The organism is Paenibacillus phoenicis, from assembly GCF_034718895.1.
Lineage (GTDB): Bacteria > Bacillota > Bacilli > Paenibacillales > Paenibacillaceae > Fontibacillus > Fontibacillus phoenicis.
In genome coordinates this window covers 2078887-2104744 of the sequence record NZ_JAYERP010000001.1, presented here as the reverse complement: position 1 = coordinate 2104744, position 25858 = coordinate 2078887, and the positions used below count along the sequence as shown (strand labels likewise).

General features: G+C 58.2%; 19 protein-coding genes. 16 read left to right on the top strand and 3 right to left on the bottom strand.

The features are described 5' to 3' along the window. Positions 1-129: 129 nt before the first annotated feature. Entirely contained in the window at positions 130-1248 is a 1119-nt protein-coding gene (gene dnaJ, locus U9M73_RS09960; protein ID WP_009224119.1) for a molecular chaperone DnaJ, read from the top strand. Positions 1249-1321: 73 nt separating this feature from the next. On the opposite strand, the gene U9M73_RS09955 is transcribed toward dnaJ, so the two are convergent. Both U9M73_RS09955 and U9M73_RS09950 read right to left on the bottom strand, forming a co-directional pair. Beyond that, positions 1322-1606, bottom strand: a complete 285-nt coding sequence (locus U9M73_RS09955; RefSeq protein ID WP_009224118.1) for a YxcD family protein — start codon at positions 1604-1606, stop codon at positions 1322-1324. Positions 1607-1609: 3 nt separating this feature from the next. Further along, the gene (locus tag U9M73_RS09950) at positions 1610-2041 is read right to left on the bottom strand and encodes a hypothetical protein (RefSeq protein WP_323077154.1); all 432 of its coding nucleotides are present in this window, start codon (positions 2039-2041) and stop codon (positions 1610-1612) included. A 215-nt stretch (positions 2042-2256) separates the two neighbouring features. Here U9M73_RS09950 and U9M73_RS09945 point away from each other — a divergent pair, with 215 nt between their 5' ends. From U9M73_RS09945 to U9M73_RS09915, 7 genes are all read left to right on the top strand, one after another. Next, entirely contained in the window at positions 2257-2625 is a 369-nt protein-coding gene (locus U9M73_RS09945) for a hypothetical protein (RefSeq protein WP_323077153.1), read from the top strand. Between the two features lie 76 nt (positions 2626-2701). Then, entirely contained in the window at positions 2702-2881 is a 180-nt protein-coding gene (locus U9M73_RS09940; RefSeq protein WP_009224115.1) for a YfhD family protein, read from the top strand. A gap of 110 nt (positions 2882-2991) precedes the next feature. Beyond that, positions 2992-3960: a 50S ribosomal protein L11 methyltransferase gene (gene prmA / locus U9M73_RS09935; RefSeq protein WP_009224114.1), complete on the top strand. Its 969-nt coding sequence runs from the start codon at positions 2992-2994 to the stop codon at positions 3958-3960. 6 nt (positions 3961-3966) lie between these two features. Then, positions 3967-4650, top strand: coding sequence for a site-2 protease family protein (locus U9M73_RS09930; RefSeq protein ID WP_323077151.1), 684 nt, complete (start codon positions 3967-3969; stop codon positions 4648-4650). Between the two features lie 89 nt (positions 4651-4739). After that, positions 4740-5504, top strand: coding sequence for a 16S rRNA (uracil(1498)-N(3))-methyltransferase (locus U9M73_RS09925; protein WP_323077150.1), 765 nt, complete (start codon positions 4740-4742; stop codon positions 5502-5504). 3 nt (positions 5505-5507) lie between these two features. After that, entirely contained in the window at positions 5508-6851 is a 1344-nt protein-coding gene (gene mtaB / locus U9M73_RS09920) for a tRNA (N(6)-L-threonylcarbamoyladenosine(37)-C(2))-methylthiotransferase MtaB (RefSeq protein WP_323077149.1), read from the top strand. A 305-nt stretch (positions 6852-7156) separates the two neighbouring features. Beyond that, a complete protein-coding gene (locus U9M73_RS09915) occupies positions 7157-7594 on the top strand; it encodes an NUDIX hydrolase (RefSeq protein WP_009224110.1) in 438 nt (145 codons plus the stop codon). Between the two features lie 71 nt (positions 7595-7665). On the opposite strand, the gene U9M73_RS09910 is transcribed toward U9M73_RS09915, so the two are convergent. Next, positions 7666-8691 carry a Na/Pi cotransporter family protein gene (locus U9M73_RS09910; protein ID WP_009224109.1) on the bottom strand — a complete coding sequence of 342 codons (1026 nt, stop codon included), beginning with the start codon at positions 8689-8691 and terminating at the stop codon, positions 7666-7668. Positions 8692-8864: 173 nt separating this feature from the next. On the opposite strand from U9M73_RS09910, the gene U9M73_RS09905 reads away from it, so the two are divergent. The 8 genes from U9M73_RS09905 to U9M73_RS09870 all read left to right on the top strand — a co-directional run bounded on the left by U9M73_RS09905 (position 8865) and on the right by U9M73_RS09870 (position 25837). Beyond that, complete coding sequence (locus tag U9M73_RS09905; RefSeq protein ID WP_260070471.1) at positions 8865-10238, top strand: class I SAM-dependent rRNA methyltransferase; 1374 nt, start codon at positions 8865-8867, stop codon at positions 10236-10238. Between the two features lie 253 nt (positions 10239-10491). Further along, the gene (gene addB, locus U9M73_RS09900; protein ID WP_323077147.1) at positions 10492-14034 is read left to right on the top strand and encodes a helicase-exonuclease AddAB subunit AddB; all 3543 of its coding nucleotides are present in this window, start codon (positions 10492-10494) and stop codon (positions 14032-14034) included. Next, on the top strand, positions 14031-18056 hold the full coding sequence (gene addA, locus U9M73_RS09895; protein WP_323077145.1) for a helicase-exonuclease AddAB subunit AddA: 4026 nt from the start codon (positions 14031-14033) through the stop codon (positions 18054-18056). The genes addB and addA overlap by 4 nt, the downstream gene beginning before the upstream one ends. A gap of 101 nt (positions 18057-18157) precedes the next feature. Beyond that, positions 18158-19357 (top strand): exonuclease SbcCD subunit D, encoded by a 1200-nt coding sequence (locus U9M73_RS09890; protein WP_323077144.1) that lies wholly within the window; start codon positions 18158-18160, stop codon positions 19355-19357. Beyond that, positions 19354-22824 (top strand): AAA family ATPase, encoded by a 3471-nt coding sequence (locus U9M73_RS09885; RefSeq protein WP_323077143.1) that lies wholly within the window; start codon positions 19354-19356, stop codon positions 22822-22824. Before U9M73_RS09890 ends, U9M73_RS09885 begins: the two co-directional genes overlap by 4 nt. Before the next feature lie 80 nt (positions 22825-22904). Beyond that, on the top strand, positions 22905-23648 hold the full coding sequence (locus tag U9M73_RS09880; protein WP_009224102.1) for a response regulator transcription factor: 744 nt from the start codon (positions 22905-22907) through the stop codon (positions 23646-23648). Positions 23649-23651: 3 nt separating this feature from the next. After that, positions 23652-24764: a sensor histidine kinase gene (locus tag U9M73_RS09875; RefSeq protein ID WP_009224101.1), complete on the top strand. Its 1113-nt coding sequence runs from the start codon at positions 23652-23654 to the stop codon at positions 24762-24764. Positions 24765-24901: 137 nt separating this feature from the next. Beyond that, the gene (locus U9M73_RS09870) at positions 24902-25837 is read left to right on the top strand and encodes an ABC transporter ATP-binding protein (RefSeq protein ID WP_009224100.1); all 936 of its coding nucleotides are present in this window, start codon (positions 24902-24904) and stop codon (positions 25835-25837) included. Positions 25838-25858: the final 21 nt, after the last annotated feature.

Here is a 25858-nt window from a genome sequence, read left to right as displayed (position 1 = left end):
GTGAATAGACTTTGGCATCCGGGAAGGTCAAAGTGCGGGCTGCTACCGCACTTTGACTTTCCTTTTGCTGATAAGGGTTATTGAATAGATTTACTTCGTGATTAAAAGATGACCGATGGGGGTGGAAGGATGGCAGAGAAGCGCGATTACTACGAGGTGCTGGGCCTCAGTAAAAACGCAACTGAAGACGAAATCAAAAAAGCTTACCGCAAGCTGGCCCGGCAATATCACCCGGACGTCAATAAAGCGGCGGATGCGGAAGCGAAATTCAAAGAAGTCAAGGAAGCCTATGACGTCTTAAGTGATCCAGCGAAACGGTCGCGTTATGACCAATATGGCCATATGGATCCGAATCAGGGGATGGGCGGCGGCTTCTCTGACGCGGATTTTGGCGGCTTCGGGGATATCTTCGATATGTTCTTCGGCGGCGGCAGCCGGCGTGATCCGAATGCGCCGCAGCGCGGTAACGATTTGCAATACACGATGACGATCGAATTTAAGGAAGCGGTGTTCGGGAAAGAAACGGACATCACCATTCCGCGTACTGAAAGCTGCGATACCTGCTTTGGAACGGGAGCGAAACCAGGGACCAAACCGGTCACCTGTTCCGTGTGCCATGGCACCGGGCAACAGGAAGTCGTTCAAAATACACCGTTTGGCCGTATGGTGAACCGGCGTACTTGTACGAACTGCGGCGGAAGAGGGCAAATCATCAAGGAGAAATGTCCGACCTGCGCAGGCAGCGGCAAGGTAAAGAAGCAGCGTAAAATTCATGTCCGCATTCCGGCAGGGGTTGACGATGGAGCTCAACTGCGGATGTCCGGTGAAGGTGAAAGCGGGTTGCGCGGCGGTCCAGCCGGCGATTTGTACATCGTGATCCGCGTGAAACCGCATGATTTCTTCTACCGCGAGGGCGACGATATCTATTGTGAGGTTCCGTTGACGTTCGCCCAAGCTGCGCTGGGGGATGAAATCGAAATTCCTACGCTGACAGAGAAAGTGAAGCTGAAAATTCCGGCAGGAACGCAAACCGGAACCTACTTCCGCTTGAAAGGGAAAGGGGTGCCGCGCCTGCGTGGAATCGGTCAAGGCGACCAGCATGTTAAAGTGGTCGTTGTGACGCCAAGCAAGCTCAGCGAAGAGCAGAAGGAGCTGCTGCGCCAATTTGCTTCGTTGGACGGCGAGCAGACGCATGAGCATGAGCAATCGTTTTTTGACCGAATGAAACGGGCGTTTCGCGGAGACTAATCGCTCCAACATAAAAGCGCGAGCTAAGGAGAAATAATTCCCTAGTTCGCGCTTTTGTTTTTGTATTGAAAAATCAACCTTCCGTCCGAATCTCCGCCAAGATTTCATCCTCCAGCATCAGCCGGATATCTTCCCGGAAGACCCGCATTCCGTATTCCCGATGTACGTACACCATGATCGCCTCCATGATGTTCGACTCAACGATATACCAACTGCGGCCGTTCACCCATACTTCACCGGTATAGCCGGTATCCTCGTCCCAGCTGAGCTCGACCGTCACATCGGTGGGGCGGACGCCCCTCCGTTCGGCCGTATGCAGGCAAATCGCGTTAATAATTTCGTCCATACCGAGGATCATGGCTTAATAACGGCCTCCGTTGCGATAATCGTCGTGGCGCGGCTGCTTTTTGAATCGGCGGTACAGAGCCATTGCGGCGGCAATGATCACATAGATTGCCAACAGATTTACGGCTAATCCCAGCAGATTGCCGAAGAAGCCCATACTGCTGAATAGGCTGCCGAACAGCAGACCCGCAAGCCCGCCGATCATCATGCCGCGCATAAAGCTGCCGCCGCTAAAGAATCCGCGGTTTGTTGTCGGAGTTCCCGTTTGGGTTCCGGTGCGATTGCCCGTCGTATTCTGATATTCGCTTTGCGACGGCTTCTTCGGGGTTGGATTGTACGACCGAGGGCCGGATTTGAATCCGCCGCGTCTGGCGTCAGCAAAGTCAGGGGCGGTGAAGGTGAAGAAGACGGTGAAGACCATCATCAGAAGCATTATTCTTTTTAACATCGTCTATAAACTCCTCCTATGATTGTAAGATAAGTATGTTCGCTTCCCCATCGAGTAATACGGACAAGCCAAGGAAACGTTTCAATTTTAAATCAATTCAGGTCGGTAAACGAACAAAATTTGTATAAAGCCATGGCCAAAATTACATCCTACCGAATAATGGGCTGCGAGCGTGCAGCTTCATTGAAGTGTAAAACGAAAGGCAGGGAGGAAGGATGGCTGAAAAGAACATTTTGGCCTATTTCAAAAGCCCGGAACAGGCCGAAGGGGTTGCCCGCAAATTAAATGCGCTGCGGGTGGAAGAGATATCGATTGATAGATTCAGCCGTTATGCCGGCGAGGGCTACAATCCGATGAACCCGGTGACGGGAAGCATCTCCAGCCTGGCGGCTGTCATCCAGGATGCGTCGATGACCAACCAATCAGCGGGGATATTGGCAGCAGCGGATCCGGCAGCCAGCGGACTTAGCCATGGGGGACAAGGCGGGCCGACCGGCCATGATATTTTACTGACCGCTGTCGTTGACGAATCGATTCATCATCAGGCGCTGCGCATCATTGAAGAAGCGGGCGGCTTGATTTAATCGTTAAGAAGGATGACTCCAATCATGCCAATCGGAGAATACTCGGAGAATACATGGAAAGGAGCTGAAGCGAGAGATGAGTCAAAGCCAGGAGGATCGGCGAACCAAGCGGATCTCTGCCAAAGGAAAAAATCTGCCGATCGTACATTACACGGATGTGGAGTTTTCCGAAGAGAGGGCTGATCAAGAGGATTGGGAAGCGCTGGAGCGCAGCGAACGGGCGGACGCACGCCAGCAGGGACAATACAAGCTGTAATCGTAAGCAGCAGACGGGGGACCCGAATGGTTCCCTGTTTTGTTTTGTCACGTTCCTGAATCTATAGTACAATTAATTTTATGCATGTAAGTCAAGGAGGAAATCATACGATGATTTGGAAAGAAATAACTATACATACGACGGAAGAAGCGGTGGAGATGGTTTCCAACTTCCTGCATGAAGCAGGCGCAGGCGGGGTAACCATTGAAGAGCACGTCGATAACGATAAACCTCGGGATACTTCACTGGGACAATGGTTTGAAATTCCCCCTAATGACATTCCTGAAGGAGAAGCGAAAATCAGCGGGTATTTTCCGGAAGGACTAGATATCGACGAAGTGATTGCGGAAGTCCGCGCACGCATCGAGGAACTTAAGAGCTTTGATATCGATCCTGGGGTTGCGGAGATCTCCGTGCGGGATGTCAGTGAGGACGATTGGGCGAACAATTGGAAGCAATATTTCAAGCCGCTGCGGGTCTCTGAGAGACTGACGATCAAACCAACGTGGGAGGAATATGTACCAGTTTCGCCGAACGAGCAAATTATCGAGCTGGACCCTGGTATGGCGTTTGGTACAGGTACGCATCCAACAACATCCCTTTGCTTACGCACGCTTGAGAGCATTATCCAAGAAGGGGACGAAGTGATTGATGTCGGCACAGGTTCAGGGATTCTGGCCATCGGAGCATGTCGGCTTGGTGCCTCCAAGGTGTTGGCGCTGGATCTGGATCCGGTAGCCGTATCTAGTGCGAAGGAGAACACGCGTCTGAATGGTCTTGAGGACCGGATCCAAGTCGTGGAAAGCGACCTGTTATCCGTTCTGAAAGGAGAAGGCAGCACGGGTGTAGAGATCAAGCTGCCGGTACGGGTGGTCGTGGCTAACATTTTGGCAGAGATCATTTTGCTGTTTATCGAGGATGTCTATCAAGCATTGGCACCCGGCGGTTATTATATCGCCTCGGGGATTTATAAGAATAAAGAACAAGCCGTACAAGAAGCGCTGATTGCCGCGGGTTTCGAACTGGAACGGACGGCCCGGGAAGAAGATTGGGTCGCTTTTGTGACGAGAAAGAGGTAACTATATATGGATTTACTAGACCGAATATTGCGGGTTCCGTTGGAACAGCTCCCCTTTTATTTGATCACGCTGGTGATCGCCTTTACGCTGCATGAATTTTCTCATGCCTATTTTGCGAACAAATTTGGGGACCCGACAGCCAAGCTGCTGGGTCGCGTGACGTTGAACCCGGCAGTTCATTTTGATCTATTGGGCATTATCCTGCTCCTGCTTGCCGGGTTCGGTTGGGCTCGGCCGGTTCCGGTGAACCGGGACAATTTCAGCAAACCGCGCCTGATGGGTGTGATTGTATCCGTTGCCGGGCCGCTCAGCAACTTGCTGCTGGGCGTCCTGGGGACGCTTGTTTACGTGATGCTGGCTCGCTTTGGCGTGCTGGATTCGATTACGAACGAGAAGTTGTTTCAAGCCGTTCTCATTTTCTTTAATCTATTTACGGTCATGAACTTTTTCTTATTTTTATTTAACCTGATTCCTTTACCGCCGCTGGACGGCTATCGAATTTTGGAGGATGTCGTGCCGCGCCGCATGCTGGGCAAATTGCAGCAATATGAGCAGTGGTCGGTGCTGATCTTCTTAGTGATCCTGATCGTCCCGGGGATGCAGCAATATACGATTGTGCCGTTATATAATGCAGCCGAATCAATCTATTACCAGTTTGCCCATCTTTTCCTGGCATTGTTTGGGGTTTAGACCGGGGAGAAGGACTGGAAACGGGAGTTCAAAAGTTGTATGATGTAGTTTGGTGATTTTGACCTTGATGGAACGGTGAGGATGATGGCATGCAGCGATATTTTGTGGATCCCGCGCAATTTGGCGATCGGGAAGTGACGATTGCCGGCGAGGATGCCCGTCATATCGGCAGGGTGATGCGTTCCAAACCCGGCGATAAGCTGATCGTGAGCGACGGGATATCCCGGGAAGTCCTCGCGGAGATTACGATCATAGAGCCGCAGCAAGTGACTGCGGCTATTATAGAGGAGCTGGCGGCGTCGGGAGAACCGTGGTTTCAAGTGACTGTAGCCCAAAGCTTGCCGAAAGGCGACAAGATGGAAACCGTCATTCAGAAGTGCACGGAAATCGGCGCGGCTTCTTTCCTTCCTTTTTTATCAGAACGTACGATCGTACAGTATGACAGCAAGAAGGAGGAGAAGCGGCTCACCCGCTGGCAGAAAATCGCCAAGGAAGCCGCCGAGCAAGCGCATCGCAGCAAAATCCCGGCGGTTAAGCTTCCTGTCAAGTGGGACAAGTTGCTTGTAGAGCTTAAGAACTACGATTTGGTATGTTTATGCTATGAAAAAGAGGACGGTCGGCAGCTGCGGGACGTGCTTAAGCCTTTCGTCACCGGGCTGACGCCCGAGAGAACGGTGAAGGTCGCTGTTGTCGTTGGACCGGAAGGCGGCTTTACTGAAGCGGAAGTGGAGGAAGCCGAAGCTGCGGGAGCGGTATCCGTTGGTTTAGGCCGGCGCATTCTGCGCACCGAGACGGCTGCGATGGCCGCCCTGACCTGCATCATGTATGAATCCGGAGAAATGGGGGGGGAATGAGCGATGCCTACTGTCGCCTTTTACACCTTGGGCTGTAAAGTTAATTTCTATGATACCGAAGCCATTTGGCAACTATTTAAAAACGAAGGCTATGAACAGGTTGATTTTGAGCAATCAGCCGCCGACGTTTACTTGATTAATACTTGTACGGTTACGAATACCGGTGACAAGAAGAGCCGTCAGATCATTCGGCGGGCGGTGCGCCGCAACCCAGACGCGATCATCGCGGTAACCGGCTGCTACGCGCAGACGTCGCCTGCGGAGATTCTGGATATTCCCGGCGTGGATCTGGTCATCGGAACGCAAGACCGGGACAAAATTATCCCTTACGTCAAGCAGCTCCAAGAGCAACGTAAGCCGATTAACGCCGTGCGCAACATTATGAAGACCCGGGAGTTCGAAGAGCTGGACGTGCCAAGCTTCGCCGATCATACCCGCGCTTATCTGAAAATCCAAGAGGGCTGCAACAACTTCTGCACCTTCTGTATTATCCCTTGGTCGCGCGGACTGTCGCGCAGCCGTGACCCGCAAAGCGTGATTCAGCAAGCGCGTCAACTGGTCGCTGCGGGCTACAAGGAAATCGTCCTGACCGGCATCCATACGGGCGGCTACGGTGATGATCTGGAGAACTACCGTTTGTCCGACCTGCTGTGGGACTTGGATAAAGTAGAAGGGCTGGGACGCATCCGTATCAGTTCGATTGAAGCAAGCCAGATCGATGACCGGATGCTGGATGTGTTGAAGAACTCCTCGAAGATGTGCCGCCACTTCCACATCCCGCTGCAAGCGGGCAGCAATGAAGTGCTGAAGCGCATGAGAAGAAAGTACACGATTGAAGAGTTCGAGCATAAAATCAAAATGATCCGTGATTTCATGCCGGATGTTGCGATTACCACGGACGTTATTGTCGGCTTCCCTGGGGAAACTGACGAGCTGTTCCGCGAAGGCTTCGAAGCGATCAAACGCATCGGTTTCTCGGAAATGCACGTGTTCCCTTATTCCAAGCGGAGCGGTACGCCGGCAGCGCGGATGGAGGACCAGATCGACGAGGAAGTGAAGCATGCTCGCGTGCATGAACTGATCGACTTGTCCGAGCAAATGCAGCTTGCTTATGCGGAGAAATTCGTTGGCCAGGTGCTGGATGTCATTCCAGAGAAGGATGAGAAAGGCACAGCCGGAGACGGCTATGTGACTGGCTTCAGCGACAACTACCTGCAAATCCGCTTCCCGGGCACACCGGACTTGACCGGCAAAATCTGCCGCGTGAAGCTGACCCAAGCGGATGCGAACACCTGCGAAGGCCAGTTAGTCCGAGTCCTGGACGATGCCGCGCAAGCTTTAGCATAATACTGTCGCCCGACACCGGGCATAGGCCAAGGATTTCACCCTGTCGGGGGTGAAATCCTTGTTGTTACATACGGGCAAATTGGAAGTATGAGTGCGATGCTCCTATAATTAACAAATAACACCAGGTGTCAATAATTTCTCGCCCAGCGCCGAAGGCAGCATTTTCCCGGAGGGAACAGCGAGCAGGAGCGCCTCAGTCACTCCCGCGTTTGTCCCGTTTGCGGGATGCCTAAGGGCTGCGAACCCATAGGGCCCTCTTTTACGGTAAGGGAGGATTGGGTAAAATAAAGGGAGGTACAGCCAGAATGCCATTCAAAGAAATCTCTGCTGGAGGCGTCGTTTACCGCATCCAAGACGGACGGCTGCAAGTGCAACTGATTACCGATCGCTATGGCAAGATATCGTTTCCGAAAGGAAAGCGGGAACCGGGAGAAACCGTGGAACAAACGGCGCTGCGCGAAATTTTGGAAGAAACCGGCATTGTGGGCCGGATCAGTAAATTGATTGATATCATCGCGTATACTTACCATCATCCCAAGCTGGGGAACGTGGATAAAGAAGTCCATTATTACTTGGTTGAATGGCAAAGCGGAGCCCTCCGTCCTCAGCTTGAGGAGATCCGCAGCGTGTCCTGGTATGAGCCGCAGGAGGCTTGGCGTCAGCAACGCAAGGCGGGATATGACAACAACGACTTCATCTTAGAGAAGGCGTTGCAAATGCTTGGTATCGAGCCGGAGAACTAATACGGTGCAGTTATTTTCTGCGATATTTAAGAGATGGGAGAATATCGGGGGAAATAACTGCATTTTTACGGCTATTTAGACGCTTTCGTATTCGGGAGGAGGGGGCCGGCGAGATGATCCAGGTCCTCGGGCCGATCCAGTTTGGACCAGATGGGCAAATAGCAGAAAGGCAACGCCAGCAAGGAGCAGACGACGTTAAAAATCGTCTGCGTGTGTGCGATTTGCGCTGAAAGATCGCTGGTTAACCAGGCTGCCGCCGCTTGCAACAGCGGAACCAGCGGCAAGAACAACACTGCCCCCAGCACGTTGAGCGCCACGTGCGACCAAGCGACGAATCGGCCGGATCGGGTGCCGCCGATGGCGGCGATCACCGCCGTGACGCAGGTGCCAACGTTGGATCCGATAACCATGGCAATGCCGAATTCCACCGGCAAGGCACCGCTGGCGGCGAGTCCCATCGTCATGGCGACGACTGCGGCGCTGCTATGAATGATCGCCGTCAGGATGGCGCCGGCGAAGGCGCCCCACAGCAGGCTGCCGGTGGCATGCTCCAGCAGCCAGGAGATCACGCCGCGTTCTTCCAGCGCCGGACCGATCGACTGCATAAAGCGGATGGCGATCATAACCAGGCTGAAGCCGGCTAAGGCCAGTGTGGCAAACTGCAAGGGCAACAACCATGGCATGCGGCGTTTGATCTCGTCCGGCAGCATTTCGCCTCCCAGCACAGCGGCCGCCCATAACGTTAACGAAACGATCAGCATGGGGACCCCCAGCTTGGCTATATTAAGGGCAAGCAGCTCTGTGGTCAGGCAGGTTCCGATATTGCCTCCCAGAATAATGCCCAGCGTTCGCGCATAGGACAACAGGCGGGCATTAACCAGGCCAATCGTCATTACCGTCACGGCAGTGCTGCTCTGTAAGACGGCCGTGATGAAGGTGCTCGACAGCAGGCCGGTCCAAGGCGTCCGCGTCGTCCGGTGAAGAAAACCGATCAGCCGGGGACCCGCCCATGCGTGCAGGGCAGCCTCCATCACCTTCATGCCGAACAGGAACAGGGCGAAGCCAAACGTCACTGGAAACAAGATCTCATGAAACATATTGGCAGCCTCCCTTCCCGGATCATCTGTAAAATGCAGATAAGCGACAATCGTACAAGTTACATATATGACGGTCGGACAACTTCCATGCCAGCCAAGCTGACGTACCGTCCCGGCCGCAGGGGTGCTTTAGGCGCAGTGGGTCATATTTTTAATGAGGAGTGAAGGATTAAGTGGCAAGGGTCATATTGCAGCGCAGCCGCAAGAAACGGTTGGAAAAAGGGCATCCTTGGATCTTCAAAAATGAAATCGAGCGTTTGGAAGGGAACGTGGAACCGGGCGGATTGGTTGAGGTCGTTGACCACCGGAACCGTTACCTGGCCACCGGGTATTACAACCCGGCTTCGCAAATTACCGTCCGCGTTGTGTCGTATACGCCGTTGGAAGCGATGGACACGGCCTTTTTTGTCCGGCGGTTTCAGGAATGCTTGAAGCATCGGGAACGGTTCGTGAAGGAGGATGCTTACCGCTTCGTGTACGGAGAGGCCGACTTTTTGCCGGGGCTGATCGTGGACAAGTTTGGTGACGTACTGGTTGCACAGCTGCTTACACTGGGTATGGACCGCTGTCGGGAGCAGATTGTGGAGGCGTTGTCGGAAGTGCTGCATCCCGTTGGCATCTATGAACGCAGCGATGTAGCCGTCCGGGAAATGGAGGGCTTGGAGCAGGTGAAAGGGCCGATCTTTGGCCAGCCGCCGCGCCATGTCATCGTGTCGGAGAACGGGCTCAAGATCGAGGTGGATATTGAGCAGGGGCAAAAAACGGGCTATTTCTTCGACCAGCGGGAGAACCGGGCGTCCATCAAGCCGCTGATGACCGGTTGGGGCGGACGCAGCGGCATCACGCTGCAGGAACTGCCGACGGAAGACGGCGGCGTGCGGCTAGCGCCGGTCAACCGGAACGGCAAAGAAGTCACTTTCCCGTACTGGGACGGAGCCACCGTGCTGGAATGCTTCTCGCATACCGGAAGCTTCACCTTACATGCCTGCAAATACGGAGCCAAAAAGGTGACCTGCCTTGACATCTCCGAGCATGCGATCGAAAGCGCGAAGCGGAACGTGGAGCTGAACGGGTTCACCGATCGCGTCGAATTTGTCGTGGCTGATGCGTTTGATTATTTGCGCAGTCAGGTGAAAGGCTTGGAGGAACGGGCGCGCCGTGCGGCCCAAGACGCCAAGGTGGACACTTCCGTGCCGCTGACGGCCGGCGGCGGGCGGACTTGGGACGTCGTGATCCTCGATCCCCCGGCGTTTGCCAAGACGAAAGCGGCGGTTAAAGGTGCCGTTCGCGGTTATAAAGATATTAACCTGCACGGCATGAAGCTGGTGAATGAAGGCGGCTATCTGGTAACGGCCAGCTGTTCCTACCATATGCGACCGGATCTGTTCCTGGAGACGATCCTCGAGGCCGCGGAGGATGCAGGCAAAGTGCTGCGCCTTGTGGAATGGCGGGCAGCCGGCAAGGATCATCCGCAAATCCTTGGGGTGGACGAAGGACATTACCTGAAATTTGCCATTTTCGAAGTGCGCAGCAAACACGCGTTGTAAAATTGGATATAACGGATAAACAGCCTCGTTTCGCGAGCTTTCGCGGTACGGGGCTTTTTTAAGGTATCAGAAAGTATAAGCTTCGGGGGATTGACATCCTGATATCGCAAGAAAAACTTCCGCTAAACGCGGTCTGTCTACATTGAATGTACGTCGATTGACGTTTTTCTTATGCTTGAAGAAGATACGAATGTTTGATCGTATTTATGCTATACTGGAACTTAACGAATTGTCCGTCGTAGGAGGTACTTCCATGTCTTTACAGTTCATACTCGGCCGCTCCGGCAGCGGCAAAACCAGCCTCATTCTCGACCGGGTGACCGCCAAGCTGCGCGAGCAGCCGATCGGTCCGCCGCTGATTATTTTAACCCCGGAGCAAGGCACGTTTCAGATCGAGCAGCGGATCGCCACGGCCCCGGGCTTGCGCGGTACGGTACGCACCCAGGTGCTTGGCTTTCGCCGTTTGGCGCTGCGCGTCATGCAGGAAACCGGCGGTGCGGCGCTGGTGCCGATCGATGATGAAGGCAAAAAAATGCTGCTATATAAGCTCATGCGCCGCCGCAAAGGCGAGTTGAAGCTGTTTGGACACGGCGGAGACCAGCTCGGATTAATTGACCGGATAGCCGGACTATACACGGAAATGAAGAAATACAACGTGGATTTCTCAGCTCTGCGGGAGCATTATCAACTCCTGGAGCAGACCGAAGGGGAATCCCCTTTATTAAAGGATAAAATGCACGATCTTAGCCTTTTGTTTGCGGAGTATGACGAAGAGCTGTCCCGCTTGTACATCGACAACGAGGACCATGTCGTCAAGCTGGCGCAGGGGGCTAGCAAGTCGGCTTATTTGCGCGGGGCGGAAATTTGGATTGACGGGTTTCATACGTTTACGCCGCAGGAATATACAGCGATCCTCGCACTGCTGAAGACGGCGGCTTCCGTCACCGTCTCGCTGACGTTGGACCGGGTATACAGCAATGGAAATCTGCCGCATGAACTAAACCTGTTTTATACCCCTGCATCCGCCTTCGTTAAGCTGAGCCGACTGGCCGCAGAAGAGGGAATTGAAGTTCTGCCGGCAGAGCTGTTGGAGGCCCGTCCGTTTCCGCGGTTTCGGGAGAGCGAGACGCTTTCGTACCTGGAGTCTGCGTACGAGCGGCGTTCGCCGTGGCCGAAGTCCGAGCCGCCTCAAGATTTGGAACAGGCCCTATCTTTGCACCGGGCTGCCAGCCGGCGGGCTGAGGTTGAAGGCGCGGCGCGCGAGATGGTTCGCCTCGCCAGGGAAGAAGGCGTGCGTTGGCGGGACATGGCGCTGCTGGTGCGCAACTTAGGGGATTATGAAGAACTGCTTGCTCCGACGATGGAAGCATACGGGATCCCTTATTTTCTTGACCAGAAAGCAAGTATGCTGTATCACCCGATGATCGAATTTATCCGGGCCGCGTTGGACGTGGTACTCGGGTTTTGGAGATACGAAGACGTATTTCGCTGCGTGAAAAGCGAATTTCTTCTGCCGCTGGACGGCAGCCTGACGCGCGAGCATATGGATGTGCTGGAGAATTATGCTCTGGCGAGCGGGATTCAAGGTTACCGTTGGTTTGACGGCCGTCCTTGGAAGTCGGCGCCAAGCCTGTCGCTGGAGCAGGAGGATCAAACGGCGGCATCCGTTAAAGCCATGGAGCAGCTGCAGCTGCTGGAGCGGTGCCGCGCTGCGGTCGCCGGCCCTTTGTCAGCGTTTGAGAAAGAGATCCGCAAGGCGAAGAACGCGGCAGACATGTGTGCCGCAGTATTCCATCTGCTGGAGCGGGTGGAGGCCGCCCAGCGTCTGGATGTGCTGGCGCATCGGATGGTGCGCGAAGGCAAGCCGCGTCAGGCGATGGAGCATCGCCAACTATGGAGCGCGGTATTGGACGTGCTCGACCAGATCGTGGAAATGATGGGGGACGAGCCTTTGGAGCTGGAGCTGTTTGCCGGCGTGCTGGAGACCGGGCTCAAGGAGCTGAAGGTGTCGCTTGTGCCGCCTTCGCTCGACCAGGTGCTGATCGGGAGTACGGAGCGGACGCGTTCGGGGCAAGTCAAGCATCTGTTCCTGCTTGGCATCAACGAAGGGATCATGCCGGCCAATCTGCAGGAGGAGGGTGTGCTCAGCGAGCAGGAGCGGGAGCGACTGGCGGAGCTTGGCTTGGAGCTGGCTCCGGGGCTGGCCCGCAAGCTGCTGGATGAGCGCTTCCTCATTTACGAAGCGTTGTCTGGGGCAAGCCGTTCTCTGTGGTTGAGCTACCCTGCTGCCGACGGAGAGGGCGGTGCGCTTTTGCCGTCGGAGGTGATCCGGCATGTGAAGCGGATTTTCCCGGGACTAACGGAGCGGCCGCTGCTGTTAACACCAGGACCTGCAAGCAGTTCTGCCGATCCGATGGCGTCGCAGCTTGAATTCGTCTCCCGTCCGGGCCCGGCGCTGAACGCCTTAATCGGCCAGCTGCGGCTGTGGAAGGCGGGAGAGTCCATTTCACCGCTATGGTGGCGTGTGCTGGAATGGTACAAGACCCGGCCGGAATGGGAGAGCAAAGCGGCGCGCCTGCTGACCTCACTGGATTATCGTAACCGGGTGCGCGGTTTGACGCCGGCAACGAGCCGACGGCTTTACGGCAAGCGGCTGCGGACAAGCGTGTCGCGAATGGAGCAGTTCTCGGCTTGTCCGTTTGCGCACTTCGCTTCGCATGGGCTGAAGCTGAAGGAACGCCAGCTTTACCGGCTGCAAGCGCCGGACATCGGACAGTTGTTTCACGCTGCGCTCAGTCAGATGGCGATCACTTTTAAGGCGCAAAACCGCAGCTGGGGGAGCCTCACGCCGGAGGAGGCGATTCAGGCGGCCAATTCGGCCGTTGATGAACTGGCGCCCAAGCTGCAGGGAGAAATCCTGTTAAGCTCCAAGCGCTACGGTTATATTTCCCGCAAGCTGAAAGCTATCGTCGGCCGTGCTTCGTTGATCCTTGGCGAGCAAGCGCGCCGGGGCAGCTTTGAACCGGTTGGACTGGAGTTGGATTTTGGACCAGGGCGGCCCTTGCCTCCGCTGACGTTTGAGTTACCGAACGGCTGCGTTATGGAAATCGTCGGCCGGATTGATCGCGTGGACATGGCGGAAGGGGAGCAAGGCCTGCTCTTGCGGGTCATCGACTACAAGTCAAGCCAGACCGACCTGAAGCTGCATGAGGTGTATTACGGTTTATCGCTGCAAATGCTCACGTATCTGGACGTCTTATTGTCCTCGGCGGAAGCCTGGCTTGGCCAGCCTGCGCTCCCTGCGGGCACGCTGTATTTCCACGTGCATAACCCGCTGCTGCAGAGCAGCAACGGCATGAGCGCGGAGCAGGCGCAGCAGGAGCTGTTAAAGCGATTCAAGATGAAGGGCCTGCTGCTGGCAGACCGGGATGTGATTGCGAAGATGGACGCTCAGCTGGAAAAAGGCTATTCCGATATCATCCCGGTGGCGATCAAGGCGGACGGCGGCTTTTATAGCAGCGCCTCGGTTGCGACGCCGGAGCAGTGGGATACGCTGCTGGGTTCTGTGCGGCGGACGATTACGGAGATCGGCACGCGCATCACCGACGGTGACGTGCAGATTGCCCCATATCGGCTTGGGCTGGAAACGGCTTGTACGTTTTGTCCCTACAAACCGGTGTGCCGCTTTGAGGAAGCGCTGGACGGCAATGCATACCACGTCCTCGGCAAACCGGGCAAAAACGAAATTTGGCAGCTCCTTGGACAGGAGAGCGGAAAGGAGGGGAACCCTTCATGACCATCCCGATGAAACCCAAACCGGCCGGCAGTTATTGGAGCGACGACCAATGGCGGGCGATCGCTCTGTCCGGCGGCGACATGCTGGTGGCGGCGGCCGCCGGGTCCGGCAAGACGGCGGTGCTCGTCGAGCGGATTATCCGCAAGCTGACGGACCGCGAACAACCGCTGAGCGTGGACCGGCTGCTGGTGGCCACGTTCACCAAAGCCGCCGCCGCGGAGATGCGGGGGCGGATCACGGAAGCGCTGGAGAAGGAACTGACCAAGGACCCGGGCAACGAGTACCTAAACCATCAGTTGGCCATGTTGGGGCGTGCTTCGATCACGACGCTCCACTCGTTTTGTATGGAAGTGATCCAACGCTATTACACGCTGATCCCGTTAGATCCGGGCTTTCGGATCGCCTCGGAAAGCGAGACGGCGCTGCTGCGTCAAGAGGTGCTGGAGGAGCTGCTTGAGGACAAATACGGCAGCGAACCGGAGGACAGCCCGTTTTTGAAGCTGGTAGATCTGTTTGGCGGAGAGCGCAGCGATACGGCGGTCTTTACGCTGGTGCAGCGGCTTTACGACTTCTCGCGCAGCCATCCTTGGCCGGATCATTGGCTTCAGGAAGCATCCTCAGCTTTTATGGCTCCGGATCTCGATGCCTTAGAGAAGAGCGCATGGGTCCAAAGCCTATTGGCCGATACGAAGTTGGCGCTGGGAGGCGCGATCAGCTTGCTGACTCAAGCGAAGGCGCTGGCGTTGTCTCCAGGAGGGCCGGAGCCGTACGCCGTCACGCTGGAGGACGATCTGAACGTGGTCCGCTCGCTGCAGGAAGCGGTGGCAGGCGGAGCTTGGGCTTCGTTGTATGACGCCTTTCAGGGTGTGAACTTCGGCAAGCTGAAGCCGGTCAAGAAAGACCAGACCGATCCGGAGGTGCAGGAGCGGGTTAAGGCGCTGCGGGAGGAAGCGAAGAAGACGGTGACCGATTTGCGCACGCAACTCTATGGCCGGCCGCCGGAGGCGTTTTTGCGGGAGATGCATGACATGGCTCCGCTGCTTGGCGCGTTGTCCGAGCTCGTAAGCGAATTTGGGGAACGTTACCGGCTGCAAAAAGTGTCCAAGGGCTGGCTCGATTTCTCCGACCTGGAGCATTATTGCCTGCAGATCCTGCGGCATCCGGATTCGGAGCCGGGCGAGCTTCGGCCGTCCGATGCTGCCTTGGAATACCGCCGGCAATTCGATGAGGTGCTGCTGGACGAATATCAGGACACCAATACGGTGCAGGAAACGATCGTACGGCTGATCTCCCGGGAGAACCCGGGCAACCGGTTTATGGTCGGCGACGTGAAGCAGAGCATCTATCGTTTCCGCTTGGCTGAACCGGGGCTGTTCCTGGAGAAATATCGGACCTATGGCGACGATTTTGACGGAGCCGGGCTGCGCATCGATTTAGCGCGGAACTTCCGCAGCCGGCGTGAGGTCGTTGATGCGGTGAATTTGCTGTTCCGGCAAATCATGAACGAAAGCGTGGCGGAAATTTCGTACGATACACGAGCGGAACTGGTGTATGGAGAAGGTTTTCCGCCGGAGGGGGCGGAGGATTATCGGCCCGAGCTCTTGCTGATCGATCGCGACAACGGCTCAAGCGGCGGTTCAGATTCATCCGAACGCGGGGACAACGAATGGACGGACGGCGACGGCGGGGATGAGGAAGATGAGGCGGCGCTGATTGAAGCGGTGCGGCTGGAAGCCCGTGCGATCGCGGCCCGCATTCGCGGCATGCTGGGCGAAGGCGGCGAACCGCTGCGCATCTACGACAAACAGCTGCAGGCGATGCGCCCGGTCGCTTTCCGGGACATGGTGATTTTGCTGCGCTCAACGCTGACCTGGGCGCCGGCGATGATCGAGGAGCTTCGGGTGGAAGGAATCCCGGCGTACGGGGAACTGAGCCAGGGGTATTTTCAGGCGTCCGAGGTCGAGACGATGCTGTCGCTCCTGCAGGTGATCGATAATCCGCTGCAGGATATTCCGCTGGCGGCGGTGCTGCGTTCTCCGCTGTACGATTTCTCCGAGGAGGAGCTGGCGGACATTCGCCTTGCTTCTCCAAGCGGCCGTTACTATGAGGCGGTGCTCGCACGGGCAGCCGCAGGGAATGCGGAGTCGGCTTTGAGCGACAGCAGGGGAGGCGACGCCGGGGAAGCCTCGGTGTATCACCCGGAGACGGGGCAAATTGAACCTTCGGCCAATGATGCTTTGGCGCTGAAGCTGCAGGCTTTCTTACGGCAGCTGGAAGCTTGGCGGAGCATGGCACGGGTTGGACAGCTGGGCGACCTGATCCGAGAGATTTACCGGGAAACCGGTTATCTGGAATGGGTTGGCGGCTTGCCGGGCGGAACCCAGCGTCAGAGCAACCTGCAGGCGCTGCTGGATCGGGCGAGACAATACGAGGTATCGTCTTCTGCGCCCGGGTTGTTCCGCTTCTTGCGTTACGTCACACGGTTGCGCGAGAACGGCGGAGACCTTGGAGCTCCGGGGGATGCCGGGGAACAGGGCGACGGCGTTCGGATCATGACGATCCACAAGAGTAAAGGCTTGGAGTTTCCAGTTGTGTTCGTCGCCGGATTGTCCAAGCAATTTAACCGGCAGGATCTGAACGCGCCGTTTCTGATGCATAAGGAGCTGGGTTTTGGTCCGAAGTACGTCGACGCGAACACGCGCGTCAGCTACCCGACGCTGCCGAACCTGGCGATCCGGCGGCGGGCGCAAATGGAGCTGCTGGCGGAGGAGATGCGCGTCTTGTACGTGGCGCTCACCCGCCCGAAGGACAAGCTCGTGCTCGTCTCCTCGGTCAAAAATCTCACCAAGTCCGTCGAAGCTTGGGGCGGTGCACTTGAGGCAAGTGAACAGCAGCTGCCAGATTACTTGCTGGCGCGCGGCCGCTGCTATCTCGACTGGATCGGCCCGGCGTTGATTCGCCATCCAAGCGCGCGCGAGCTGCGACAGTTTGCCGGGCTGCCGGAGGTTGGCCCTGCCGTGTTAGCGGACAGCCCTTCTGACTGGCACATCGCGTTTCTTTCCGCCCGCTCGGCGGGACAGAACGGAGGAGCGGAAACAGAAGCGGCAGCAACTGCAGAGGCTGCGGCGGTGGACACGGCGCAAATCAAGGCGCTGCTGTCCGGGCAGCCGACAGCGGTCCTTGCAGAGGATGCGGACGGTACCGAGGCCGCTGAGATGAGAGCTATGGTGGAGTCCCGGCTCAGCTGGACGTATCCTTATGCGGCAGCAAGCCGAATCGCGGCCAAAACCTCGGTGACGGAGATGAAGGCGCTGCTGATGCTGCAGGAGGAGCCGGTGCGCGACGTCTTCGCCGAAGCGGAGCTATTGCGCGAGCGGGAGCAGGCGGAGGCGGAAGAGCAGCCGGATTTCAAGCTGCATCTGCGGCGGCCGCGGTTCATGGAGCAGCGCAAGCTGACCCCAACCGAACGCGGGGTGGCCTACCATACGCTGATGCAGCATCTGCCGTTTGACGCAGAGCCGGGAATCGCGGTCGTCCAAGCGACGCTCGCCCGGTTGATCGAGCGGAAGATTATGACCGCTGAGCAGGCTGCGGCCATCGAGGTGGATAGCATCGCCAGATTGCTGCAGAGCCCGCTTGGCGAACTGCTGCGGCAGGCGGACTGGGTGAAACGTGAGATGCCGTTCAGCTACGGGCTGCCTGCAGCGGAAGTCTCGCCGCAGCTGGGGGGCTTGGAAGCCATGCAAGACGGCACAGCAGGCGACGCAATCCGGGAGCTGGATGGGGAAACGGTGCTGATCCAGGGGATCGTGGACTGCCTGTTCGCTGCAGGCGGCAAAGTGTACCTGCTCGATTACAAAAGCGACCGGGTGCTGGAGCATCGCGGCGGCGCTGCGGCCCTGGCGGAATCGTACCGGTTCCAGCTGGAGCTGTACGCCAAGGCGGTTGAGGAGATCACCGGTTCGACCGTGGATGAGAAGTGGTTGTATTTCTTCGACGGCGGCCAAGCGGTGAGACTGTAATCTAAAATGAGTATGGATAGAATTGCAGGTTTTACGGCTTTATGAAAAAAGGGATGTTTTGAACGCCGGCGTACTTGGCCGGAATCAAGGGGGAGAAACGGATGCGCATTTTACATACGGGCGATTGGCATTTGGGGCGCACGCTGGAGGGACGCAGCCGGCTCGCAGAGCAGGAGGCGTTTCTGGACGAGCTGGTGCAGATGGTTAAGGAGCAGCAGGTTGATCTCGTCCTGATGGCGGGCGACGTCTATGACAGTGTGAACCCGCCGGCTGCGGCGGAAGCGATGTTCTATGAGGCGGCGGCGCGGCTGACGGAGACCGGCTGTCATCTGGCGGTGATCGCCGGGAACCATGACCAGCCGGAGCGGGTGGCCGCGGTATCGCCGCTGGTTGCGCGCCGGGGCATTTCGCTGGTGGGGCTGCCGGTGCCGGAGGCGATCACCGTTCCCGTGCCGCGCACCGGGGAGACGGCGGTCATCGCCGCGCTGCCCTATCCTTCCGAAGCTCGGCTGTCCGAGCTGCTGGCCGGCGACGCGGATGAATCCGAGCTGCGGCTTGCCTACAGCGCCAAGGTAGGGCTGCTGATGCGCCAGCTGGCCGGTGCGTTTCGCCCGGACACGGTGAACCTCGCGATGAGCCATATCTATGTGCTTGGCGGCGTGGAGTCTGACTCTGAACGGCCGATTCAGGTTGGCGGCGCATATACCGTGGACCCGTCGGCGCTGGACATCGGCGCGCAATATACGGCGCTGGGCCACCTGCATCGGCCGCAGGCGGTGAAGGGAGGCGGATTGACCCGGTATAGCGGGTCGCCGCTGGCGTATTCTTTTTCTGAGGCAGGACAAGCCAAATCGGTGATGCTCCTGGACGTGGCGACCGGGAAGGAGCCGATCTTGGAGGAGCTGTACCTGAGCAGCGGGCGGCCGCTGGTGCGCTGGAGCTGCCGGGGCGGACTGGCAGAAGCGTACCGCTGGCTGGAGGAGGGGAGGGACGCGAATGCGTTTATCGACCTCGAAATCAGTCTGAGCGAAGCGATGTCGCTGGGCGACATCCAGGCGCTGCGCAAAGCCCATGACGGGATCGTCCATATCCGGCCGGTATATCCGGGACGGGAGCTGCAGGAGGAGCTGGCCTCCCGGGAGAGTGTGCCGGTGCATGAGCTGTTCCGCAAGTTTTATCAGCGGCAAACCGGCGGAGCCGAGCCGGAGGCCGAGTTGGTCGAGCTGTTTATGTCGCTCGTCTCCGAAGAAGAGGACGAAGGTGCGGATGCGGATGGAGCGATGGAGGGAGTAAGCCGATGAAGCCGATTACGCTGAAATTAGCCGGGCTGCAAAGCTACCGTGAGATGCAGACGATCGATTTTACCGAGCTGTGCGAGACAGGGTTGTTTGGCATTTTTGGGCCGACAGGCAGCGGGAAGTCGACGATTCTGGATGCGATCACGCTGGCCCTTTATGGCAAGGTCGGCCGTGCATCCGGCGGAACCCAAGGGATTATGAACCATTTGGAAGACGCGCTGTTCGTCGCGTTTACGTTCGAGCTGACCTCTGCTGCCGGGACGGAGCGTTACCGGGTGGAGCGGCGGTTTAAGCGCCAGGGCGAGCTGTCGGTCAGCAATACGATCAGCCGGTTTATCGAAATTCTGCCGGATGATGAGGAAAAAGTGATCGCCGACAAGCTCGCTGACGTGACGCGCTGCGTGGAACAGAAGCTGGGCCTCAAGATGGACGATTTCACCCGCGCGGTCGTATTACCGCAGGGGAAATTCGCCGAGTTTTTGTCCCTGAAGGGGGCGGACCGACGGGCGATGCTGCAGCGCCTGTTCCACTTGGAGAAATACGGCGACCTGCTCGGGCAGAAGCTGACCCGCAAGGTCAGAGCGAACGAGCAGCGCCGCGCTGAGGTCGCTGCCGAGCAGCAAGGGCTCGGCAATGCCTCCGCCGAGGCGCTGGAGCAAGCGGCGGCAGCGGTGCGCGAAGCCGCAGCGCTCGCCGCCCAGCGGCGCCGCGAGCTGCTGCTCGCGCAGCAGCGCTACGACCAGCTCGCCAAAGTGCGCGAGCTGGCGGTGGAGCGCGCCGAGCGTGCGGCGCAGCTGGAGGCGCTGCGCGCGCAAGTCGGCGAGATCGCCGCGCTGGAGGCGAAGCTGGCGCGCGGGAGCGCCGCCGAGGCGCTCAGGCCGGTGCTGACGGCCTGGCAAGAGGCGCAGCGCGCCGCCGCCGTCCGCGCGCAGCAAGCGGCCGAGGCCGAGCAGGCCGCCCGGGCCGCGGCTGCGGCGGCCGCCGAGGCCGGCGCGGCTGCCGAAGCCGCAGCGGCGGCGCTCGGCCGCGAGGAGCCGGCGCTGCTCGTGCGGCTCGAGCAGCTGGAGCAGGCGCGCAGCCTGCAGGATGAGGCCGCGCGCCTTAGCGCCGAGCTGCAGCGGCTCGCGGCGCAGCGCGCGGAGGGCGCGCAGCGTAAGCAGCACCTCGCCGAGCAGACGGCGAAGGAGGAGCAGCTGCTGGCCAAGGCGCAGACGCGCCAGCGCGAGCTGGAGCAGCAGCTGAAGGACACGGAAGTTAAGGCCGAGGAGCGTCATCAAGCGCAAGCTGCCGTACGGCTGGCCCAGCAGTTGGCCGCGTTGCAGGAGCAGCTTGCGCAAGCGGAGACCGAGGAAGCGGCTGCGCGTACGAGCTTGCAGCAGGCTGCAGGCAAGCTGGAGCAAATCGCGAGGGAGATTGCCGAGGTACAGCAATCCGGCCAAGCGCTTGCCGGACAGCTCGCGGAAACCGCTTTGGAGCTGACGGCAGTGGAGAAGGAGCTGCAGCAACATGCTGCTGAGCTCACCGGATACGAACACTCGCTGCGTCAGGCGCTGAAAGCCCGTGAACGTCATCTGTGGGCGGCACGGTTAGCCGAGCAGCTACACAGCGGCGAACCGTGCCCGGTGTGCGGCTCCGCGCATCATCCGGCTCCGGCCGAGGGCGATGACGACGGGGGCGCCGGCGGGGAGGCGGAGCTTGAGACGCTCGCCGCCCTGATCGCGGAGGCCCGCGAGCTGCAGTTCGCCGTCGCCCGCGACCGCGACGTGTGCAGCGCGCTGCTGCAGGCGCTGGCCCAGGACGGCGCCTTCGGCTACAGCGGCGAGCCTGCTTCTGCGCCAGGCGCGCTTGCTGCGGGCGAAGCCGCCGCCAGCGCCGAAGCCGCCGCCACAGCGGCTGCGCTCGCCGCGCCGCACGCAGCCGCGCCCGCCGGCCTCGCGGCCCTGCAGCGCCAGGCCGCGGCGCTGGCCGAGCGGCACGCCGCTTGCCGCCGCCGGCTGGAGGCGCTGCAGCGGGACGGCCGCGCAGCGCAAAGCGCGCTGGCGGCCTTGCAGCCGCAGCGTGCCGCCGCCGAAGCGGCGGAAGCCGCGGCCTCCGGCCAGCTGAAGCAGGCGGTCGCCCGCAGCGCGCAGCACCGCGAGGCCCTCGCGGCCAAGCAGCGCGAGTGGGCCGAGCTTTACCCGGACCTCTCGCCAGAGGAAGCCGCCCGGCAAATGGAGACGTATGCCGCCAAGGATCGGCTGGCCGAAGATTTGCGGGGCCGGCTCGCCGTCAGCGTGCCGTTTATCGAGGAGAAAATGGCCAAGCTGCAGGCATTGACCGGCGAAATGATCGAGCTGGACAAAACGCTGGTCCAATGGGAAGTACAGGAGCAGGGGAAACAGGATCTCCTGCGGGAGAAACAGGAGAGATTGCACGCCGTGGCCGGGGAACGTCCGGTTGATGAGCTGCTAACCGAAGCACGGGAGAAGCTGGCGGCCCTTCGTGAGCAGGCGGAGCGCAGCCGAGCGATGCAGACGGAAACAGCGGCCCGAAGCCATGAGCTCGCCAAAGCGGAAGCGCTGGCTGCTCAAGCGGCCGCATCGGCCCGGGAGCAGGAGGCGGAGCTTGCGGCCCGCTGGCTTCAAGCGCTGGAGGCGTCGCCTTTTGAGGAGGAAGCTTCCGTATTGAATAACCTGCTTGCCCCGGGAGAAGCGGAATCGATCGCGGAGACGGTGCAGCAACACCGCAGCCGGGAGCAGGAGCTCGTGATTAGCCTAAGTGAGCTGGACGCCAAGCTGTCGGGACAAACGGTCAGCGACGAGGAATGGCAGCAAAGTAGAGCGGCATTCGCCGCGGCGAAAGAGCAAGATGAAGCGGCCTTGCAGCAAAAAGCCCGGGCCGAGCGGGACTGGGAGGACCTGCAGGTTCGCCATGTCCGCTGGCAGGAGCTGGAGCAGGTCCGCAGCCAGCTGGAGCATGAAGCCGGCTTGCTCGCCAAGCTGCAATCAGCGCTGCGCGGGAACGCGTTCGTTGAGTATGTCGCGGAGGAGCAGCTGATGAATGTCAGCCATGCCGCTTCCCAACGTCTGAGGTTCCTGACGAAGCAGCGGTATGCGCTGGAGACCGACTCCGGCGGCGGCTTTGTCATCCGCGACGATGCGAGCGGCGGCGTGAAGCGCCCGGTGGCGACGTTGTCCGGCGGGGAGACCTTCCTGGCTTCCCTGGCGCTGGCGCTGGCCTTGTCAGCGCAGATTCAGCTTCGCGGCCAATATCCGCTGCAATTCTTTTTCCTGGACGAAGGCTTTGGGACGCTGGATCCCGAGCTGTTGGATACGGTCATCACCTCACTGGAGCACCTGCATCACGACCATCTCTCGGTGGGGATTATCAGCCACGTTGCCGAGTTGCAGACCCGGTTGGCCCGCAAGCTGGTGGTGATTCCGTCGGAAAGCGGCGGGGCCGGTTCCCGGATTAAGCTGGAACGGCTGTAGCCTTCACAAATTTAGAAAGAAAGCGCAAGGCGGGCCTTGTGGCAACGCCGCCGAGTAAGGAGACGAAACGGAGGAGCGGTATGAAGATACGGGTGCTGATCGCAGACGACAACTCGTTTATCCGTGAGGGAATGCGAATTATTTTAAACAGCTTTGAGGAATTCGAGGTGGCGAAGACCGTGGAGGACGGACAAAAGGCGGTCGAGTACTGCCGATCTAACCCGGTAGACGTTGCGTTGCTGGACGTGCGGATGCCAAATATGAACGGGGTGGAAGCGACCCGGCTGCTGACGGAGGAAGGGCTGGCGAAGCCGCTGATCCTGACCACCTTCGACGACGATGAATACGTCATGGACGCGATCCGTTTTGGCGCGAAAGGATATTTGCTGAAAAATAACGACCCGGAACGCATTCGCGACGCGATCAAAAGCGTGTATTACGGCCACAACGTCTTGCAGGACGTGGTGCTGGACAAGCTCAAGCAGACGCTTGCCTCTGGCGGAGCTTCGAAGGAAGCGGAGGTGCCGCCTCCGCCGGAATCGGTGAGCGCGCAAGCGAATGCGACTGCATCGCCGGTGACTCCTGCTGCAGCTTCAACTCCGGTAGGCACCGGCCTGTCGCCAAGCGATCTGGAGCGGTTCACCGAACGGGAGCTGGAGGTCATGTCCCGAATTGCCAAGGGCTTGTCCAACAAGGAAATCGCGAAGGAAATTTTTATATCAGAGGGAACCGTAGCCAACTACATCACCTCGATCCTGAACAAAACCGGGCTGGAGCACCGCACGCAAATCGCCATTTATTACTTGACCGGGAAGGTCCGCTAGCTTATGGAACGGTGGAGCATCGGCAACAAGTGGCTCGTGCTGGGCCTGGCCATTGCTTTGATCTATGCGAGGGAAGCTTCCCCGTCCCCCTGGCTGATCTTGATCGTTTTACTTTATTTGGCCTTGGACCTCACGGCGCTTCTGCTTCCCAAATTGGCGTATCGAAATGCGCTGTACGGAGCGATGCTGATCTACTGCGCCTGTTGCGCGGTTTACGTCTCTCCCGAGTTCGTGCTGCTGCTGCCGCCAACCACCTATGAAATGGCAAAGGGAAAGAGCACGCTCATCGTTGCTGCGGCGCTGCTTGCAGTACCGCTGCTCTTCCTGAAAGGGACGCTGGCAGCGGTATACGCGTTTATCGTGATCATCAGCTTGCTTAACAGGCATCATGTCCGCCACCTGCTGATGAGGTTAAGCCGGCAGGAGGAGCAGCTCGACAAGCTGCGTTTGACTCAGGATAAGCTGCGGAAGCGGCTGAACGACAATGAGGACTTCATTCGGGCTTCGGAATACACGTATAAGCTGGAAGAACGAAACCGTCTCTCCCAGGAAATTCATGATGGCGTTGGCCACTCCATGACTGGGGCGCTGATCCAGATGGAGGCCGCCAAGCGTGTGCTGCATACCGACCCGCCAGGGGCGGAGAAGCTGCTGCAGAATGCGATTGGCATTGCCCAGGAATCGATTGAACGTATCCGGCAAACGCTGAAGAACATGAAGCCTCCGGTGGAGCAGTTAGGGATCCATCGGTTGAAAAGCGCCGTAGAAGCCTTTGGCAACCGTTCCGGACTGCAGACCCTGGTCGTCCATAGCGGAGATCTGGAGAAGATTACACCGCTTTATTGGAAAATCATTTATGACAACGTGACGGAGGCGCTGACCAATACGGCCAAATACAGTGGAGCTACCTCCGTACAGGTCGAAGTGCGGGTTCTCGGCAAATGGATTCAAGCCGTCGTAACGGACAATGGCCGAGGGCAAGCCAAGATCGTCAAAGGAATGGGCTTGATCGGTATGGAAGAGCGCGCGGCTGCGGTGAACGGCACGGTGATCGCAGACGGCACGCAGGGATTCAAGGTGACCACCTTAATTCCCTACGCACCTCCCGAATCATGAAGAACTTCATTGGCATGGGTCCGCCCCTAAGACAATATGAATTTTCTCATGCGCAAAGGATGAACTTATGCACTGACATAAGGGCATCCTTTTTTTCTACAATAAGGTCAAGAACGAAGCAGAATGGAGAGGTTGCAATGAACGTTTTAGAGATTCGCGGACTCACGAAAAAATTCGGCGACTTTATCGCAGTTGACAATATGTCCTTATCCGTGCGGGAAGGGGAGATCTTCGGATTTCTTGGATCCAACGGCGCCGGCAAAAGCACAACGATCAATCTGGCCGCTTCGCTGCTGCGTCCGACGAGCGGGGAGATCCGCATTTTGGATAAAGACATCAGCAAGCACAACCGCTTTGCCAAAATGAACCTAGGCATTGTTCCGCAGGATTTGGCGATTTACCAGGATATGACCGCTTATGAAAATGTGAAGTTTTTCGCCGGATTGTACGGCTTGCGGGGAGCAGAGCTGAAGGAGCGGGTTGAGGAAGCGCTTCATTTTGTTGGGTTGGAGGATAAGGCGAAGAGCTTTCCGAAGAACTTCTCCGGCGGGATGAAGCGGCGGCTGAATATCGCTTGCGCCATTGCCCATCGGCCGAAGCTGATCATCATGGACGAACCTACGGTTGGCATTGATCCGCAGTCGCGCAACTACATTCTCACCTCCGTCCGGAAGCTGAACGAAATGGGCTGCACGATCATTTATACCAGCCATTACATGGAGGAAGTTGAAGAAATCTGCTCCCGGATCGCCATTATCGATCATGGCAAAATTATCGCGGACGGTACCAAAGAGCAGCTGATCGCCACGATCACCGATGTGAAGGAAGTGCGCATTGAACTGAAACAGGATGGCGAAGCGTTCCTGGGGCTGATCCGGCGGTTGCCCGGGGTAAGGACAGTAACGGCACAGGAATCCGAAATTCGTATTCATAGCGACTTGTCGGTGGATAACCTTAGCGGCATCCTGAAGCAGTTAATCGACGGCGGGGCTGTCATTCGTTCCGTTGAGGAGCAGGAGCCAAATCTGGAAACGGTGTTCTTGACGCTGACCGGACGCAACTTGCGGGACTAGAGCAGCGGTCGCAAACCGATC